This is a genomic window from Georgenia sp. H159, from assembly GCF_035607575.1.
Taxonomy (GTDB): Bacteria; Actinomycetota; Actinomycetes; order Actinomycetales; family Actinomycetaceae; genus Oceanitalea.
In genome coordinates, this window is record NZ_JAYDZY010000008.1 from 35,183 (window position 1) to 52,351 (window position 17,169).

17 protein-coding genes are annotated in these 17,169 nt (G+C 71.6%); 16 read left to right on the plus strand and 1 reads right to left on the minus strand.

What is annotated here, in order from left to right; genetic code table 11:
- Positions 1–680: 680 nt before the first annotated feature.
- Together VR894_RS12540 and VR894_RS12545 are read left to right on the plus strand one after the other, a co-directional pair.
- Positions 681–1,691 (plus strand): nucleoside hydrolase, encoded by a 1,011-nt coding sequence (locus tag VR894_RS12540; protein ID WP_324652013.1) that lies wholly within the window; start codon positions 681–683, stop codon positions 1,689–1,691.
- A gap of 283 nt (positions 1,692–1,974) precedes the next feature.
- A complete protein-coding gene (locus VR894_RS12545) occupies positions 1,975–2,595 on the plus strand; it encodes a maleylpyruvate isomerase N-terminal domain-containing protein (RefSeq protein ID WP_324652015.1) in 621 nt (206 codons plus the stop codon).
- An 8-nt stretch (positions 2,596–2,603) separates the two neighbouring features.
- On the opposite strand, the gene VR894_RS12550 is transcribed toward VR894_RS12545, so the two are convergent.
- A complete protein-coding gene (locus VR894_RS12550; protein ID WP_324652017.1) occupies positions 2,604–3,065 on the minus strand; it encodes a hypothetical protein in 462 nt (153 codons plus the stop codon).
- A gap of 229 nt (positions 3,066–3,294) precedes the next feature.
- Here VR894_RS12550 and VR894_RS12555 point away from each other — a divergent pair, with 229 nt between their 5' ends.
- The 14 genes from VR894_RS12555 (at position 3,295) to VR894_RS12620 (ending at position 17,102) form a co-directional block, all read left to right on the plus strand.
- Entirely contained in the window at positions 3,295–3,903 is a 609-nt protein-coding gene (locus tag VR894_RS12555) for a class I SAM-dependent methyltransferase (protein WP_324652018.1), read from the plus strand.
- Positions 3,904–3,925: 22 nt separating this feature from the next.
- Entirely contained in the window at positions 3,926–4,399 is a 474-nt protein-coding gene (locus tag VR894_RS12560) for a GNAT family N-acetyltransferase (RefSeq protein ID WP_324652019.1), read from the plus strand.
- 106 nt (positions 4,400–4,505) lie between these two features.
- Positions 4,506–6,563, plus strand: coding sequence for a threonine--tRNA ligase (gene thrS, locus VR894_RS12565; RefSeq protein WP_324652021.1), 2,058 nt, complete (start codon positions 4,506–4,508; stop codon positions 6,561–6,563).
- A gap of 5 nt (positions 6,564–6,568) precedes the next feature.
- A complete protein-coding gene (locus tag VR894_RS12570; protein WP_324652376.1) occupies positions 6,569–7,117 on the plus strand; it encodes an HIT domain-containing protein in 549 nt (182 codons plus the stop codon).
- Entirely contained in the window at positions 7,111–7,731 is a 621-nt protein-coding gene (gene pgsA / locus VR894_RS12575; RefSeq protein ID WP_416380835.1) for a phosphatidylinositol phosphate synthase, read from the plus strand. The genes VR894_RS12570 and pgsA overlap by 7 nt, the downstream gene beginning before the upstream one ends.
- Entirely contained in the window at positions 7,728–8,678 is a 951-nt protein-coding gene (locus VR894_RS12580; RefSeq protein WP_324652022.1) for a phosphatidylinositol mannoside acyltransferase, read from the plus strand. Before pgsA ends, VR894_RS12580 begins: the two co-directional genes overlap by 4 nt.
- Complete coding sequence (locus VR894_RS12585; protein WP_324652024.1) at positions 8,678–9,871, plus strand: glycosyltransferase family 4 protein; 1,194 nt, start codon at positions 8,678–8,680, stop codon at positions 9,869–9,871. Before VR894_RS12580 ends, VR894_RS12585 begins: the two co-directional genes overlap by 1 nt.
- Positions 9,868–10,461: a hypothetical protein gene (locus VR894_RS12590; protein WP_324652026.1), complete on the plus strand. Its 594-nt coding sequence runs from the start codon at positions 9,868–9,870 to the stop codon at positions 10,459–10,461. Before VR894_RS12585 ends, VR894_RS12590 begins: the two co-directional genes overlap by 4 nt.
- Positions 10,462–10,505: 44 nt before the next feature.
- Complete coding sequence (locus VR894_RS12595; RefSeq protein WP_324652027.1) at positions 10,506–11,729, plus strand: PrsW family intramembrane metalloprotease; 1,224 nt, start codon at positions 10,506–10,508, stop codon at positions 11,727–11,729.
- 114 nt (positions 11,730–11,843) lie between these two features.
- Positions 11,844–12,488 (plus strand): GNAT family N-acetyltransferase, encoded by a 645-nt coding sequence (locus VR894_RS12600; protein ID WP_324652029.1) that lies wholly within the window; start codon positions 11,844–11,846, stop codon positions 12,486–12,488.
- Complete coding sequence (locus VR894_RS12605) at positions 12,478–13,308, plus strand: NAD(P)H-binding protein (protein ID WP_324652031.1); 831 nt, start codon at positions 12,478–12,480, stop codon at positions 13,306–13,308. Before VR894_RS12600 ends, VR894_RS12605 begins: the two co-directional genes overlap by 11 nt.
- Before the next feature lie 221 nt (positions 13,309–13,529).
- Complete coding sequence (locus VR894_RS12610) at positions 13,530–14,690, plus strand: sensor histidine kinase (RefSeq protein ID WP_324652033.1); 1,161 nt, start codon at positions 13,530–13,532, stop codon at positions 14,688–14,690.
- The gene (locus tag VR894_RS12615; RefSeq protein ID WP_324652035.1) at positions 14,687–15,355 is read left to right on the plus strand and encodes a response regulator transcription factor; all 669 of its coding nucleotides are present in this window, start codon (positions 14,687–14,689) and stop codon (positions 15,353–15,355) included. The genes VR894_RS12610 and VR894_RS12615 overlap by 4 nt, the downstream gene beginning before the upstream one ends.
- Positions 15,356–15,512: 157 nt before the next feature.
- Complete coding sequence (locus VR894_RS12620; protein ID WP_324652036.1) at positions 15,513–17,102, plus strand: multicopper oxidase family protein; 1,590 nt, start codon at positions 15,513–15,515, stop codon at positions 17,100–17,102.
- The last annotated feature ends 67 nt before the right edge of the window (positions 17,103–17,169 follow it).

Sequence of the window (17,169 nt, forward strand, 5' to 3'; positions counted from 1 at the left end):
TGCGGTCACGCCGGCGGAGGTGAACGCGATCCGCGCTGCCAGCGCCTCTCGGGAAGTCGTCTCCCCGTACCCGGCGCCGCTGTCAGCCGCGAAGTCGATCAGCCTGGCGACAAGACCGGACCTACCGACACGCCAGGTCAGCGACGCTGCGGCGGTCTCACACGGCATCAGCTGTCTATGACTGCTCCGTAGCCGATGCGTTGGTGCGATGTCGGCAGTGACAGCTGCGGTTTGAGTACGCTCGGCGGGAGAAGGTGGACGTGACCAACCGATCCTCCTCCATAGGTGCCAACCGAGCTCCTGCTGCTCGGTCAGGGCGTCGCTCAAAAAGAGGGTTGACTCGCCACTCGGCGCATGCCACCGTGATTTTATGAAGCGACTGAATTAAAAGCTGGGACCCTATCCTTGGTACGAGGACAGGGAATCATCGGTGGCTCCTTCCGATCTTCGCGGCTCGCGGCCTAGCTGTGGCTTGACAGGGGTGCACAAAGGCTAGACTGTCTTGGACGAGCACAGCCCGGCGCCGCTGAAAAAGGCCAGATCGGACAATGGACTCCTCGGTCCGATGCCATCTGCCGCGAAGCTGGCAGTGTTCATGCCGTGGCTGTCATGAGCCGAGATGCGCGACTGACACACGCTCAAAATGACCGAGGTCTTGCGGACTGAGAAGGAGTAGCACAATGGAAGCGATCAAGAAGCAGCTAATCATAGACACAGACCCAGGAGACGACGATGCGACATCAATTCTCTGGGTAATCGCTAGCGGCAAGTTCGACATCAAAGCACTCACGGTGACCAACGGAAATGTCGGCGTAGACAAGTGCATCATCAACGCGCTGAGGACATTAGAAATTGCTGATAGAACCGACATACCGGTTTTCGGCGGGGCTTACAAGCCGCTTGTTCGCCCGTCGATAGAAGCAAGCTGGATCCATGGACAAGACGGCTTCGGCGACCTGGGTTTCCCGCTACCTGTCGCAACGGCAGCCGACGGCTATGCCCCGGTCGAGATGATCAAGATTGCCAAGGCGTCCCCCGAACCCATAACCATCTTGGCGCTGGGGCCATTGACCAACATTGCGATAGCAATCGCCCTTGACCCCGATTTTGCCCGTCACGTGAAGGAAGTGATATTCATGGGCGGGGTGATGCGCTTCTCTGGGAACGAGACGCCAAGGGCGAGTTACAACGTGAAGGTAGACCCCGAAGCAGCGAAAGCTGTTTACAACTCCGACATACCTGTAGTCCAACTTGGTTTGGATGTGTGCGATCTCGTGACGCAATCGGTGGAGGACTTGGATGCTATCACGGCAGCCAACAATAGGGTCACCGACTTCTTGACGAAGCTGTTGAGCTACCGCAGATACGATGCTGTGAAGATTATCAAGGACGCGGAGGGGAAGGTTGTCGGAGAATTGAAGGCTGCCGACCAGGTCGAATCCAGAAATGACGGCATCGGTTTGAACGACTTGACCACCACTGGTTACCTGATCAATCCGGACTGGTTCAAGACCATGCATGTCGCGATGGACGTGGAAACCCATGGTTTATGCGATGGTGAAACCATCATTGACTATAAGGGTCTCTGGGGAAGGAAGCCCAACGGCTACTTTGCGTACGAGGTAGATGGGGAAGCATTGGTGGAGCAATGGGTCAAGGACTCCACGACAGCTTTCTCTCATCTAGTCTGACAGGTAGCCCGGCGACCGAGGCGCATCTCGGCCAAATGGCGACTCGGATGGAACGTACCGCGGATATTCGGACCGGTCAGAATCTGCTGCTGCGCCCCCTTGGTGGATGTTCCGGCACTCTGGGCGTGGAAGGCCAGTCCGGCGACGTCGCGCTCGGTAACGATCCGAGACGTAGGCCCACCAGCGGCCCACGGAGGTCTCAGAGGCAGCAAAGGGCCCTGACAGGCGGGAACGCCGGTCAGGGCCCTTGGTGCACCGCTAGCGGTGCGGCCGAGGAGGCACGATGACGCGAGCAGAGACCTTTCTCGACTGCGCGCAGGCCTATGCGGGTCTCGTGCGGCTCGTCCGTGACGAGGACTGGGACCGTCCGGCGCTCGGTGTCTGGGACGTCCGCGCGTTGGTGGGGCACACCACCCGCGCGCTCACCACCGTCGTCGAGTACCTCGACCAGCCCGCGCCGGACGCGGCGGACGTGCTCTCGGCGGCGGACTACTTCCACCGTTTCCTCACGTCCCCCGACCGTGCGGGCGCGAACGAGGCGGTGGCCGCTCGCGGGGTGGCAGCCGGTGCCGAGCTGGGGAGCGACCCGGCCGCGTACGTCGGTGCACTGGTGGTGGACGTGCGAACGGCACTTGGGCAGGTGCCGTCCGGGCGCCTGGTCACCACCCGGTTCGGACCGCTCCGCCTCGAGGAGTACCTGCGCACGCGCACGTTCGAGCTCGTCGTCCACGGGCTCGACCTGCTGCGTGCGATCGGAGCGAGCGCCGACCTCCTCCCGCCCGCGGCTCTCGCGGAGGCGCTCGAGCTGGCGGCGCAGACCGCGGCCCGGTCCGGGCACGCGGCGGTCGTGCTGTCCGCCCTCACCGGCCGCACCGAGCTGCCTGCCGGCTTCGCCGTGGTCTGAGCCGACGGTCAGAACAGCGAGGTCCCACCGAACTGGACCGTACCGACGCTGATGAGCACGGTCCCGACGAGCACGAGCAGGCCGGCGAAGCGCAGGCGCTCGGGGAGCGAGGAGATGACGCTGCCCACCTGCTCGATCGCCGACGAGGCGGTCTCGGCCGACGCGGACGCGCGTTGCGCGGCCTCCTCCACGACGGCGGTCGACTCCACGGCCCGGCCGTCGATCTCCTCGATCGCCGCGACCTCGTCCGCCGCCAACTGTCGGCGGGCGGCGACGATCGAGCGCATCCGGGACACCTGCTCCTGCACCGCGGCGATCTCGCCGGTCGCGGTGGCCAGGCTGGCGCGTGCCGTCCTCAGCTCCCTGTCCGCGTCGGCCGGGACGTTGCGCAGGCCGATGACGCAGCCGACACCGAGGACGAGGACGCCGACGAGGACGCACACCCACGCCACCAGCTCCGCATGGTCCATGGTCGCCTCCTCGCCGGCTCGAGCTCCCCGCCCGGTGCGGGCACGGGCCACCGTCGCGCCGCACGCCCAGTCTGGCGGGGGCCGGGACCGCGGCCCAGGTGGAGACGCGGGTGACCGGGCAGGTCGGTGCGGGTGGGGCCGAGGGTGTCGGCACGGCCGTCCTGCGTCCCCGGCTCTCGGCACGAGCCGCACCGTGGGCCTTCCTCGGGGTGCCGGCCCGTGGACGAACGTGCGGACCTATGACCTCATGTACCGCCTCGGCGTCACGCCGTGGGAAGGCTACCGGCGCGCCGCGCACGGCAGCGTGACCCGGCTGCTCGACCGCGAGGAGGCCGGGCGCCCGCGGCCGCTGGGTCGCGCGCTCGACGTCGGGTGCGGGCGTGGCCAGTACACACCGGAGCTGGCCCGCCGCGGCTGGGAGGCCGTCGGGGTCGACGTCGTCCGGTCCGCCGTGGAGGACGCTCGGCGTCGCGGGCCCGCGGACGTGAGCTACGTCGTCGGGGACGCCACCGACCTCACCGCACTCGGCCTGGGGAGCTTCGACTTCTTCCTCGACGTCGGGTGCTTCCAGGGCCTCGATGCCGACGCGCGCGCAGCGGAGGGCAGCGGCGTCACGGCCCTGGCGAACCCCGGCGCGACGATGCTCATGCTCGCCTTCGGGCGGACCTCGCTGAGCAGACTGATCGGCGGGGTCACGCAGGCGGAGGTCGAGGGCGCCTTCCCGCGGTGGGAGCTGCTCGCCGTCGACCCGGCCGACACGACTGGCCTGGGACGGCCGATGAACCGCACCGCGCCGCGCTGGTACCGACTCGGTCTGGGGAACCACGAGGCGCCGTGAGCCGGGATGGCATGCTCTGCCCATGGACCTGGTGCACGCGGGCGGACGCCCGTACAGGCTGGCGCGGGCGGTCGAGGCGGACGTCCCGGCAGTCGTCGCCCTGCTGGCGGACGACGTCCTCGGCGCCGACCGGGAGACGGGAGAGCTGGCACGCTACCTCGCGGCCTTCCGGAGGATCGACGAGGACCCGAAGCAGCTGCTCGTCGTCGTCCGCGACGACGCGGACGCCGTCGTCGGCACCCTGCAGCTCACCCTCATCCCTGGACTTGCCCGAGCGGGGGCGACGCGCCTGCAGGTCGAGGCCGTCAGGCTGTCGTCGCGGGTGCGCGGGACCGGCCTCGGGACTGCCGTCTTCGCATGGGTCCACGAGTACGGCCGCAGGCACGGGGCCGACCTCGTCCAGCTGACGTCGGACCGGTCGCGCCGCGACGCGCACCGCTTCTACGAGCGGCTCGGCTACCTCCCGGGACACGTGGGCTTCAAGCTCACGCTGTGAGCGGTGCGTGACGGGCGCAACTCCGGCAACAGAACGGTGACGATTGGCGGTCGTGGCGGGTGGCGCCCGGGGGACCGGCCGGGGACCTGAGTACGATCGGTCAGTCATGACCGAACCACAGCGGGAGCCGACCGTGTCATCCGTCCCTGAGCCCACCCTTCTCGTCGCCGGCGTCGAGCAGGCGGTGACCGGGGGGACCACCGGGACGGACCTGTTCGGTGAGGACCGTGCCGTCGTCGCGCTGCGGGTGGACGGAGAGCTCACGGACCTGACCGCCGACGTGTCACGGCTGGCCCCCGGCTCCGTCGTCGAGCCGGTGCGCATCGACAGCGAGGACGGCCTGGCGATCCTGCGCCACTCGGCCGCCCACGTGCTCGCCCAGGCCGTGCAGCAGGTCCGCGCGGACGCCAGGCTCGGCATCGGCCCGCCGATCACCGACGGCTTCTACTACGACTTCGACGTCGAGACCCCCTTCACCCCCGAGGACCTCAAGGACCTCGAGAAGCAGATGAACCGCATCATCCGTGAGGGGCAGAGCTTCGTCCGGCGCGTCGTGTCCGACGACGAGGCGCGCGCGGAGCTGGCCGACGAGCCCTACAAGCTCGAGCTCATCGGGCTCAAGGGCAGCGGCGCGGAGGATGCGGCCGAGGGCGCCTCGGTGGAGGTCGGAGCCGGTGAGCTGACCATCTACGACAACGTCCGCCGCGGCGGGGAGGTCGCCTGGAAGGACCTGTGCCGCGGCCCCCACCTGCCCAGCACCCGCCTCATCGGCAACGGGTTCGCCCTCACCCGCTCCGCGGCCGCCTACTGGCGCGGCAGTGAGAAGAACCCCCAGCTCCAGCGCATCTACGGCACGGCCTGGCCCACGAAGGAGGAGCTCAAGGCCTACCAGGAGCGTGTCGCCGAGGCCGAGCGCCGCGACCACCGCCGCCTGGGCAGCGAGCTCGACCTCTTCTCCTTCCCGGAGGAGATCGGCTCCGGGCTGCCGGTGTTCCACCCCAAGGGCGCGATGATCCGCATGGAGATGGAGGAGTACTCGCGGCGGCGGCACATCGAGGCCGGCTACTCCTTCGTCACGACGCCCCACATCACCAAGGCCAACCTCTTCGAGACGTCCAAGCACCTGGACTGGTACGCCGACGGCATGTACCCGCCCATGCATCTCGACGAGGTCCGGGACGGCGAGGGCCACGTCGTCAAGCAGGGGCAGGACTACTACCTCAAGCCGATGAACTGCCCCATGCACAACCTCGTCTACCGCTCCAGGGGGCGCTCCTACCGCGAGCTCCCGCTGCGGCTCTTCGAGTTCGGGCACGTCTACCGGTACGAGAAGTCCGGCGTCGTCCACGGCCTCACCCGCGCGCGCGGGTTCACCCAGGACGACGCCCACATCTACACCACCCGGGAGCAGATGAAGGACGAGCTCGCCTCGCTGCTCGGCTTCGTCCTCGACCTCCTCAAGGACTACGGCCTGGAGGAGTTCTACCTCGAGCTGTCCACCCGCGACCCGGAGAAGTCGGTGGGCGACGAGGCGACCTGGGAGGAGGCCACCCGGGTGCTGGAGGAGGTCGCCACCGAGTCGGGGCTCGACCTCGTGCCGGACCCGGGCGGCGCAGCCTTCTACGGCCCGAAGATCTCCGTCCAGGCGAAGGACGCGATCGGCCGTACCTGGCAGCTGTCGACCATCCAGCTCGACTTCTTCGAGCCCGAGCTCTTCGATCTCGAGTACACCGCCGCGGACGGCAGCCGTCAGCGCCCGGTGATGATCCACCGCGCGCTCTTCGGCTCCATCGAGCGCTTCTTCGGGGTGCTCCTCGAGCACTACGCCGGGGCGTTCCCCGCCTGGCTGGCGCCCGTGCAGGTCATCGCGGTGCCGGTCGCCGACGTCTTCGAGGACTACCTCGCCGACGTCGTCGCCCGGCTGCGGGCCCGCGGCGTGCGCGCGGAGCTCGACCGGAGCGACGACCGCTTCAACAAGAAGATCCGCAACGCGACCAAGGAGAAGGTGCCCTTCACCCTCATCGCGGGTGGCGAGGACGCCGACGCCGGCGCGGTCTCCTTCCGCTTCCGCGACGGAACCCAGCGCAACGGGGTCCCCGTGGAGGAGGCGATCGAGATCATCACCACGGCCATCGCCACGCGGCGGCAGGTGTCGACGGCGTGAGCGAGGTGCTGCCAGAGCCGGCACCGGGCTTCGCCGGGGTGCCCGACGCGTTCGAGCGCCTGTGGACCCCTCACCGCATGGTCTACGTCGACGGGCAGGACAAGCCCGCGGACGGCGACAGTGGACAGTGCCCGTTCTGCCGGACGCCCGAGCGGGACGACGCCGAGGGCCTGGTCGTGCACCGCGCCGAGCACGCCTACGCGGTGCTCAACCTCTACCCGTACAACCCGGGGCACCTGCTCGTGTGTCCCTACCGTCACGTCGCCGACCTCACCGAGCTCAGCACCGCCGAGCGCGTGGAGATCGGCGAGCTGACGGCCACGGCGATGTCCGTCCTGCGCCAGGTGAGCAAGCCGCACGGCTTCAACCTCGGGATGAACCAGGGCGCCGTCGCGGGGGCCGGGATCGCCGCGCACCTCCACCAGCACGTCGTGCCCCGGTGGTCCGGCGACGCGAACTTCTTCCCGATCATCGCCCAGACCAAGGCGCTGCCCCAGGTGCTCGGCGAGACCCGTGACCTGCTGTCCGCGGCGTGGGAGGAGGCGACGTGCTGAGCACCAGCGGGCGCGTCTTCACCAACGCCGTCTTCGGTCCGGTCGCGCGCTGGCTGGTCCGCGCCGGCGTGAGCCCGGACGCCGTCACCGTCACCGGCACCGTGCTGACGGTCGGCGTCGCGCTGTGGCTGCTCCCGCTCGGGCACTTCGTCGCCGGGCCGCTCGCCATCACCGTCGTCGTCCTCATCGACAGCGTCGACGGGCTCATGGCGCGCACGCTGGGCCGGTCGACCCGCTGGGGCGCGTTCCTCGACTCCACCCTCGACCGGGTCTCCGACGCCGCGATCTTCTCCGGGATCCTCCTGTGGGGCGTGCGCGCCGGGGAGACGTGGGTGCTCGTCACGTCCCTCGTCTGCCTCGTCCTGGGCAGCGTCGTGCCGTACGCGAAGGCACGCGCGGAGGGGCTGGGTATGACCGCGTCCGGCGGCATCGCCGAGCGAGCCGACCGGCTCTTCGTCGCCCTCGCCGCCGTGCTCGCCGTCGGACTGGGGGCACCGGTGCCGGTCCTCGTCGTCGCGCTCGGGCTGCTCGCGCTCGCCAGCCTCTACACGACCGGGCAGCGGATGGCTGCCGTCCACCGGCAGACCAGGGCCGATGCGGGGGAGACCGCGTGAGGATCGACCCCGGGGCACTGCTCCTCTCCGCTGCCCGCGTGGTGCCTCGGCTGCCCGCGTGGCTGTCGGCCGGCGTCTTCGCCGGCGTCGCCGAGATCGCCGCACTCACCGGCGTCGCCGGTGTCCCGCAGCTGCGCGCCAACCTCGCGCGGGCCGTGCCCGACGCCACCGACCGCGAGCTGCGCCGCCTGACCCGGCTCGGGATGCGGTCCTACATGCGCTACTACGAGGAGGCGCTGCGCCTGCCCACCGTGAGCGACGCGCAGCTGGGGGCACGGGTGCGGGCCGTCAACACCGAGTGGGTGCGCGCCGAGCTCACGGCCGGGCGACCGGTCGTCGCCGCCCTCGCCCACCTCGGCAACTGGGACCTCGCCGGCGCCTGGGCCACGAGGTTCCTCGGTCCGGTCGTCACCGTAGCGGAGCACCTCGAGCCGGAGGAGCTCTTCCAGGGCTTCCTCGACTTCCGGCGCGGGCTGGGCATGACGATCATCCCGCTCGAGCAGGACGGGTCGACCTTCCGTGCTCTGCTCCGGGAGAGCCGCTCGGGGGGCCCGATCATCCCGCTGCTCGCGGACCGGGACCTGTCCCGCTCCGGGGTGGACGTCGAGCTGCTCGGCGAGCGGGCCCGCGTGGCCCCCGGGCCCGCCACCCTCGCCGTCGCCACCGGCAACGCCCTCACCTCCGTGACGATCCGCTACGAGCGGCTGCGCGGACCGCGGCGGCAGGCGGCGGGCAGCCGCTGGGGCATCGTCATCACCTTCAGCGACCGCATCGAGCCACCCGCCGGGGCGCAGCGCGAGGAGGCGGTCACCCGGCTGACCCAGGCATGGGTCGAGGACATCGGCGACTTTATCCGCCGCCACCCCGAGGACTGGCACATGCTCCAGCCGGTCTTCGTCGCGGACCTCGACCCCGCGCGTCTCAAGCCGGCCGGGAGCGTGGCCTGATGCGGGTCGGGATCGTCTGCGGCTACTCCTTCGACGTGCCTGGCGGGGTCCAGTTCCACGTCCGTGACCTCGCCGAGCACCTCATCGCCACCGGCCACGAGGTGAGCGTTCTCGCGCCGGCCGAGGACGCCACGCCTGTGCCGGACTTCGTCGTCCCCGCCGGCCGTACCGTCGCCCTGCCGTACAACGGCTCGGTGGCGCGGCTCAACTTCGGCCCCGTCGCCGCGGCCCGCACCCGGCGCTGGCTGGAGGAGGGCGACTTCGACGTCCTCCACCTGCACGAGCCGATCACCCCGAGCCTGTCCATGCTGGCCCTGTGGATCGCCGACGGCCCGATCGTCGGCACGTTCCACACCGCGATGGACCGGTCGCGCGCCCTGCAGGTGGCCTCGCCGCTCGTCCGTCCGCTCCTGGAGAAGATCACCGGGAGGATCGCCGTCTCCGAGGAGGCCAGGCGCACCGTCGTCGAGCACCTGGGCGGGGACGCCGTCGTCGTCCCCAACGGCGTGTTCGTCGACCGCTTCGCGGACGCGGCGCGCGCCGACGCCTGGTGCGGGACCGCGGAACGGCCCACCGTCGCCTTCCTCGGCCGGCTGGACGAGTCGCGCAAGGGCCTGCCGGTGCTCGCCGCTGCCATCCCGCAGGTCCTGGAGCAGGTGCCCGGGGCGCGGTTCCTCGTCGCGGGTCGCGGCGACGTCGCCGAGTACCGGGAGGAGCTGAGCCGCTTCGGGGACTCCGTGACCTTCCTCGGACCGGTGAGCGACGCCGAGAAGGAGTCGCTGCTGGCCTCCGTCGACCTGTACGTGGCACCGCACTCGGGCGGGGAGAGCTTCGGCATCGTGCTGGTGGAGGCGATGAGCGCAGGTGCCCACGTCGTCGCGAGCGACATCCCGGCCTTCCGCTCGGTGCTCGACGGCGGTCGCTACGGCACGCTCTTCCCCACCGGCGACACCGGGGCCCTCGCCGCGGCCCTGGTCACGGCGCTGCGGGACCGGGACGCCTCCCGGCAGGTGCGGGAGGCCGCGAGCGAGGCCGTGCGGCGGTACGACTGGTCGGTCGTCACCGCCGAGGTGCTCGCGGTGTACGAGATGGTCACGGCCGACGGCAGGCACGTGCATGAGGACGTCCGGTCCCGGACCGTCGTCGGCCGGCTGCGCGCGGCGTTGGACGGACGGACGGAGACGGGACGATGACCTGGGAGGGCTGGACGCTCGTCGTCGTGCTGCTCGTCCTCGTGCTGGGCTGGGTGCTGTGGCTGCTCGCCTCACGCGTCGACCGGCTGCACCGCAAGGTGCTGCGGTCCCGGGCCACGCTCGAGCTGCAGCTCGCGCAGCGCGCCGCCGCGGCCCACGAGCTGGCGATGAGCGGCGCGCTGGACCCGGTGGAGTCGGTGCTCCTCGCCGACGTCGCCCAGCGCGCCAGCGCGAGCGCGCCCGCCGGTGTGGTCCACGACGGGCTCGAGGGCACCCCCGACGTCGAGGTCGAGCAGGTCAGTGACGTCGACCGCTCACTCGTGGAGTCCGAGCTGTCCCGCACGCTGCGCGCCGTGCTGGAGTCGCGGGCCGAGACCGAGCCGCTGACCGACAACCCGCTCGCCACCGAGCCGCTGCGGCGGTTGGACGCGGCCTGGTACCGCCTCGAGCTCGCCCGCCGCTTCCACAATGCCCACGTCGCCGAGGTCCGCCGGATGCGGGCGAACCCGGTCGTGCGGGGACTGCGGCTGGCGGGGCGGGCCACCATGCCCCGCACGTTCGACATGGACGACGCCCGCCCTCACCGCTGAGCCCCGGCGCGGCACGCCGATCAGCAGGCCCTACGCTGACCGGCATGGCCTTCCCTCCCCGTGAGCCCTACCCACCCGCGGGCCGCCCGCTGCAGTCCAGCTACCCCCCGGTCCAGCTGGTGCAGACCGCGCCGTGGGGGGCCGAGGGACCGCCCACGCAGGCACCGTGGAGGCCGCCTCGCCGGCCCCGCGCCGGCACCGTGCTCGTCGTCGTCGGGATCGCCGTCGCCGTGCTCGCGCTCATCGCCACGATCGCGCAGATCGCCGTCGTCACCAGCGCCCAGGCCGTCGTCGTCGGCGGCGTCGTCGCGCTCGTCCCGCTCGCCGTCGTGCTCCTCGGCATCCGTTGGATCGACCGGTGGGAGCCCGAGCCGCGCTACGCCCTCGTCTTCGCGTTCCTCTGGGGCGCGGGCGTGGCCACCCTCGTCTCCCTCTGGCTCAACACGGCCTTGGCCGAGGCGATCTACTTCAGCACCGGGAACATCGAGACCTCCGAGCAGCTGAGCGCCACGCTGGGCGCCCCGCTCGTCGAGGAGACGGTCAAGGGACTGGGTGTGCTCCTGCTGTTCTTCGCGCGCCGCCGCTACTTCGACGGCGTGGTCGACGGCATCGTGTACGCAGCGATGGTCGCGGCCGGCTTCGCCTTCGTGGAGAACATCCTCTACTTCGGGCGTGACGTCGAGATCCTGCCGCAGATCTTCATCATGCGCGGGATCCTCTCGCCCTTCGCCCATGTGCTGTTCACCGCGGCCATCGGCATCGCCCTGGGCCTCGCCGCACGCAGCCGCTCACCGCTCGCCTGGCTGTGGTCGCTGCCGGTCGGCTGGCTGGTGGCCGTGCTCCTCCACGCGCTGTGGAACGGCAGCACCTTCACCGGGTCGTTCTTCGGGCTCTACGTCCTCGTGCAGGTCCCGCTCTTCCTCTCCGCCATCCTCCTCGTCGCGTGGCTGCGACGGCGGGAGCGCCAGATCATCACCGCCCGGCTCGTCGAGTACGCTCGCGCGGGCTGGCTGGCACCGCACGAGGTCACCATGCTCAGCTCCTTCCCCGCGCGGCGGGCCGCGCTGTCCTGGGCGGCAGGAGGCGGCCCGACGGCGAAGCAGGCGATGAGGGGCTTCCAGCGCTCCGCCACGGCCCTCGCCCTCGGTCGGCAGCGGTTCGCCACCGGCCGCGCGGAGCGCAGCTACCACGCCGACGAGCGCGCCCTGCTCGAGGCCCTCACCACGAGCCGCGCGACGTTCCTCCGCGCCCTCACCGGCGCCCGCTGACCGCCGTCGACCCCGGGGTACGCACCGGGGCGACACGAGGACCACGCACGTCGGACCCGCAGACCCCACCTCAGGTGGATGCCCCGTGCGGCCCAGCGGCCCTACCGTCGGGGCGTGGACACACGGACGAGCACGGAGGACGTCGGCGTGGTCGTCGCCCCCGTCCCTGCGCACGACCTGACAGCTGCTGCCGCGCTGGCGGCGCGGGCGATGCGGGACAACCCCATGCACGTCGCCGCCCTCGGTCCGAACGCCCGCCGCCGCGTGGACGTCATGCGCCGCGCGTTCGAGGCCATGCTCACCGTCGACGGACGCACGACCCTCGGCGCCTGGCTCGACGGCCGCCTCGTGGGCGTCGCCGCGCACGCGCCGTCCCCGATCTGCCGGCCCGGTCCGCGCGAGATGCTCCGCTTCGGGCCGACGACGGCGCTGGCGGGAGCCCGCACACCGCGGCTGCTGGCCTGGCTGGCCGCGTGGGGCCGTCGCGACCCTGACGGCGAGCACTCCCACCTCGGGCCGGTCGCCGTCGAGGCGTCGGTGCGTGGCCGCGGCATCGGCAGCGCGCTGCTCGCCCACTACACCCGGGAGGTGGACCGCGAGGGCACGGCTGCCTACCTCGAGACCGACCGACTGGCCAACGTCCGCCTCTACCGCCGCCACGGCTTCGTCGTGGTGGGGGAGGCAGAGGTGCTCGGCGTGCCCACCTGGTTCATGGTCCGCCCGCCGGGGCGACCGGAGAGGAGTACCCATGAAGACTGACACACCCGTCCTCGTGCTCGGCGGCACCGGCACCGTCGGGAGCCGCGTCGTCGCGCGGCTTCGCGACCGCGGGGTCCCGGTGCGTGCGGCCGGCAGGCACACCGACCCCGTGTTCGACTGGGAGGACCCGAGCTCGTGGGACGGCGTCCTCGCCGGCGCGGACCGGATGTACCTCCTCCTGCCCGACGACGTGGGCCTGCCGGACGGCTTCCTCGCGCGCGCGGACCGGGCGGGCGTTCGGCGCGTCGTCCTGCACTCGGACCGGGGCGTCGAGGTCATGGGCGTCACGCGGCTGGCCGACGCCGAGCGGGCCGTGCGTGGGTCGGGTCTGGAGTGGACCATCGTCCGGCCGGACTGGTTCGCGCAGAACTTCGAGACCTTCTTCCGTGACGCGGTGGCCGGGGGGCGGCTGTGCGTCCCGGTCGGGGAGGCGAAGCAGGGCTTCGTCGACGCCGACGACATCGCCGCCGTCGCCGTGCAGACACTGACCACCGACGCGTACCTCGGTGAGGTCCTCGAGCTCACCGGTCCGGTCGCGCTGTCCTTCCGCGAGGCCCTCGACCACATCGGCCGCAGCACCGGCCGGGAGGTGACGTTCGACGGGAGCGTCGAGGCGTACCGCCGGGAGATGACGGCCGCGGGGCTGCCCGCAGAGGTCGTCGAGGAGCTGATCGAGGGCTTCACGCGGCTCGCGGCGAGGGGCGACACCGAGCCGACCGGGACCGTCGAACGGGTCCTCGGGCGTCCCGGCCGCCACCTGAGGGACTACGCCGTCGAGGCCGCTGCCCGCGGCGTCTGGGCTCCGGACGGGCAGCAATAGCCTCATGGGTGCCGCGGCGGTGGTGCTCGTCCACGGGGCGGGCCGGGACGGCCGCGCGGTCTGAGCCGCGCGGCCTGACCACGCCGGCAGTCCTCGGGCGGAGGAGTGAGGCGTCCGCGGGCACCCGGTCCGCGCTGGGCGACCCGCCGTACCGCCGGAGGCGACGGCAGAGTCGCGGTTAAGCCGTGTCCGTCGCGGCGTCTCGTTCGTACCCTGGAAGCGTGACCGTGCCCGCGACCGAGGCGGACGTCGACCAACGACTGGTCGACGCCCTGTTCGCCGTCGGCGTGAGCCTGGCGGTCGCCGTGGTCATCGCCGCCGACCTCGACGAGACGGGCCGTGCGGAGCCGGGCGCGTACCTGTTCGCGCTCGCCTTCGGGACGCTCGTCCTCGCGCGACGCCGGCTCCCGCGGCTGGTCCTCGGCCTCACGGTGCTCGGCATCTTCGTCTACTACATGGTCGGCTATCCGCCGATAGGGATCGCCCTGCCGGCGGTGGTCGCCCTCTACTCGACGGCGGAGGCCGGTCACACCCGCTGGGCCGTCGCGGCCGGCGCGCTGCTCGTCGTCGTCGCGGCGACCGCCCTCATCCACGAGGGCCGGCCGCTGGACTACCTCTTCAGCTACGAGCTGCTCACCAACGTCGCGCTGGTGGCCGCCGCGATCGCGCTGGGGCTCAGTGTCCGCGCCAGGCGCGAGGCCCGCGAGCACCAGGAGCGGCTGCACCGGGTGCTCGTCGCGGAGCAGCACCGCCAGGTGCAGCAGCAGCTGCACGACGAACGGATGCGGATCGCCCGGGACCTCCACGACGTCGTCGGGCACACCCTCTCGGTCATCGCGGTGCACGGGAACGTCGCGTCCGAGGCGATCGCGCGCGACGACGAGGCGGCCCGCCGGGCGGTGCAGCAGATCGCCGAGACCGCCTCGGGGACGATGCGCGAGCTCCGGGCGACGGTCAGGGCGCTGCGGGAACCCGGGACGGAGCCGGAACGAGGTGCGCTGGGGCTCTCCGCCGTCCCACAGCTCGTCGCGGCGGCGCGGGAGGCGGGCGTCGAGGTCACCGCCCGGCTCGAGGTGCCCGACCACCGCCTCGACGGTGCCGTGGACGCCGCGGCCTACCGGATCGTCCAGGAGGCCCTCACCAACGTCCTGCGGCACTCCGGCGCACGGCACGCGTCCGTGCGGGCGCGGCTTCGGGACGGCGCCGTGGCGATCGCGGTGACCGACGACGGCCGCGGGACCACCGCCGTGACCCGGCCGGGAGCCGGGCTGGTGGGCATGCAGGAACGAGCAGCGGTGCTGGGCGGGCAGGTCACGTTCGGCACCTCCGACGAGGGAGGCTTCGCGGTGCACGCCGTGCTCCCGGTGAGGGTGGGGTCATGATCCGAGTGGTGCTGGTCGACGACCAGGAGCTCGTCCGCACCGGCCTGCGGACGCTCCTCGAGCACGACGGCGACATCTCCGTGGTCGGTGAGGCGGGCACCGGTCGGAGCGGGGTGCGGCAGGTGCGCGAGCTACGCCCGGACGTCGTCCTCATGGACATCCGCATGCCGGAGCTGGACGGGATCGAGGCGACCCGGCAGATCGTCGCGGACGGTGCGCTGAGCGACGTCAAGGTGCTCGTCCTCACCACCTTCGACGAGGACGAGCACGTGTTCGAGGCCATCCGGTCCGGTGCTGCCGGGTACCTCCTCAAGGACGTCTCCCCGACGGACCTGCGCGCCGCCGTCCGGGTGGTGGAGGCGGGCGACGCCCTTCTCTCTCCCTCGGTGACGCGCACCGTGATGCAGACCGTCGCCGCCATGCCGCGCACCCTCACCGACGACGGGCGGCTCGGCCGGATCACCGAGCGTGAGCGTGAGGTGCTGGAGCAGGTGGGCCGGGGCCTGTCCAACGAGGAGATCGCCAAGACCCTGTACCTGTCCCCGGCCACGGCGCGCACCTACGTCTCGCGCCTGCTCACCAAGCTCGACGCGCGTGACCGCTCCCAGCTCGTCATCCTCGCGTACGAGACCGGCCTGGTCGCACCCGGCCGGGACCGCGCCTGAACCGGCCTCCCGACCGCCGGAGCGACGCCACCGGGCGCGCGTGCCGCTGACGACACCGGGCGCCGCCTGAGGCGGATCCGGGGTGTCGACCAGGGGCACCTGAGCAGCCGCCTGGCGACCGATGTCCGAGCGCTGGGCCGTCCCTAGCGTTCCTCGCATGCACCCGATCGACACCACGCCACACCTGCCCGCGAACCGCCGGGGGCACGACCTGCGGCTCGGGCTCACTGGTCGGAGAGCGACGATGACGCGGCGCCGTGCCTCGGTGGTGATGGCCGTGCTCGCCGTCGTCGGCGGGACGGTGCTCACCGCGTGCGACGGCCCGGACACCACCGCCGTCGCGATCGAGGACGTCGAGTTCACGACGCCGCTGGCGATCCCGCCGCTGGCGGAGTCCCGCATCGCGAGCGACGGCACGAGGGTCTTCGAGCTCACCGCACAGGAGGGGACGACGGTGTTCCGCGACGGGGTCGGGACGAGCACGTGGGGGTTCAACGGCTCCTACCTCGGGCCCACGCTGCGGGCGGAGCGCGGTGAGCGGGTCGCCGTCGAGGTCACCAACGCCCTCGACGAGCGGACGACCGTGCACTGGCACGGGATGCACCTGCCACCGGAGATGGACGGCGGCCCCCACCAGGTCATCGAGCCGGGGGAGATGTGGCGGCCCACCTGGCTGGTGGACCAGCCCGCGGCGACGCTCTGGTACCACCCGCACCCCCACGGGGAGACCGAGCGGCACGTCTACCGGGGGCTCGCCGGACTCTTCCTCCTCGAGGACCCCGCCGTCTCCCCGGAGCTGCCCCGCGAGTACGGCGTGGACGACATCCCCGTCGTCGTGCAGGACAAGGAGTTCGACGACGACGGCCAGCTCACCCTCGGCACGGGCCGGCAGGAGCCGGGGCTCATGGGTTCGACGATCATGGTCAACGGCACGATCGGGGCCTATCAGAAGGTGACGACCGAACGGGTGCGCCTGCGCGTCCTCAACGCCTCCACTGCCCGGACCTACAACATCGGTTTCGACGACGACCGGGTCTTCGCGCTCGTCGGGACGGACGGCGGCCTCCTCGCCGGCCCGCACGAGACGACCCGGGTGCGTCTGTCACCGGGGGAGCGGGCCGAGCTCGTCGTCGCGGTGGAGCCGGGAGAGACGACGACACTCAACTCCGACTCCCCGGCGCTCGGCCGCGTGGCGGCGCCCGCGGCCTACGGCGGAGAGGACGTCGTCCCCATCCTCGAGCTGCGCGCCGCGCAGTCGCTCGCGCCGTCGCCCGAGCTGCCCGAGAAGCTCGCCGACGTGCCGCGTATCCCGGAGTCCGAGGCCACGGTGACCCGTGACTTCCAGGTCGCGGTGCGGATGATCAACGGCAGACGGATGGATCCGGAGCGGATCGACGAGGTCGTCACGGTGGGCGCGACCGAGATCTGGGAGGTGGAGAGCATCGACCCCTTCACCCACAACGTCCACATCCACGACGTCCAGTTCCAGGTCCTCGACATCGACGGCGAGGCCCCGCCGCCGGAGCTGGCGGGGTGGAAGGACACGGTCTACCTCGAGCCGCGGCGCGACTACCGGCTCATCATGCGGTTCGAGGACTACACCGACCCGGACAGCCCGTACATGTACCACTGCCACCTGCTCCGCCACGAGGACGAGGGCCTCATGGGCCAGTTCGTCGTCGTGGGCGCGGGGCAGGAGGCGGCGTCGTCGGTCGTCACGGACGGGGGCGGGCACGGTGGTCACTGAGGGGTGTCGGGTCCGGGGAACGGTGCGGCAGTGGTGGCGGTTGCGGACGGTGTGGCGAGACGGATCC

Excerpts from the sequence above, each read along its gene's own strand:
- VR894_RS12590 (WP_324652026.1), top strand. The coding sequence starts at position 9,868 with ATGACCTGGGAGGGCTGGACGCTCGTCGTCGTGCTGCTCGTCCTCGTG.
- VR894_RS12605 (WP_324652031.1), top strand. The coding sequence starts at position 12,478 with ATGAAGACTGACACACCCGTCCTCGTGCTCGGCGGCACCGGCACCGTC.
- VR894_RS12540 (WP_324652013.1), top strand. The coding sequence starts at position 681 with ATGGAAGCGATCAAGAAGCAGCTAATCATAGACACAGACCCAGGAGAC.
- VR894_RS12545 (WP_324652015.1), top strand. The coding sequence starts at position 1,975 with ATGACGCGAGCAGAGACCTTTCTCGACTGCGCGCAGGCCTATGCGGGT.
- VR894_RS12585 (WP_324652024.1), top strand. The coding sequence starts at position 8,678 with ATGCGGGTCGGGATCGTCTGCGGCTACTCCTTCGACGTGCCTGGCGGG.
- VR894_RS12595 (WP_324652027.1), top strand. The coding sequence starts at position 10,506 with ATGGCCTTCCCTCCCCGTGAGCCCTACCCACCCGCGGGCCGCCCGCTG.
- VR894_RS12620 (WP_324652036.1), top strand. The coding sequence starts at position 15,513 with ATGCACCCGATCGACACCACGCCACACCTGCCCGCGAACCGCCGGGGG.
- VR894_RS12550 (WP_324652017.1), bottom strand. The coding sequence starts at position 3,065 with ATGGACCATGCGGAGCTGGTGGCGTGGGTGTGCGTCCTCGTCGGCGTC.
- thrS (WP_324652021.1), top strand. The coding sequence starts at position 4,506 with ATGACCGAACCACAGCGGGAGCCGACCGTGTCATCCGTCCCTGAGCCC.
- VR894_RS12615 (WP_324652035.1), top strand. The coding sequence starts at position 14,687 with ATGATCCGAGTGGTGCTGGTCGACGACCAGGAGCTCGTCCGCACCGGC.
- VR894_RS12560 (WP_324652019.1), top strand. The coding sequence starts at position 3,926 with ATGGACCTGGTGCACGCGGGCGGACGCCCGTACAGGCTGGCGCGGGCG.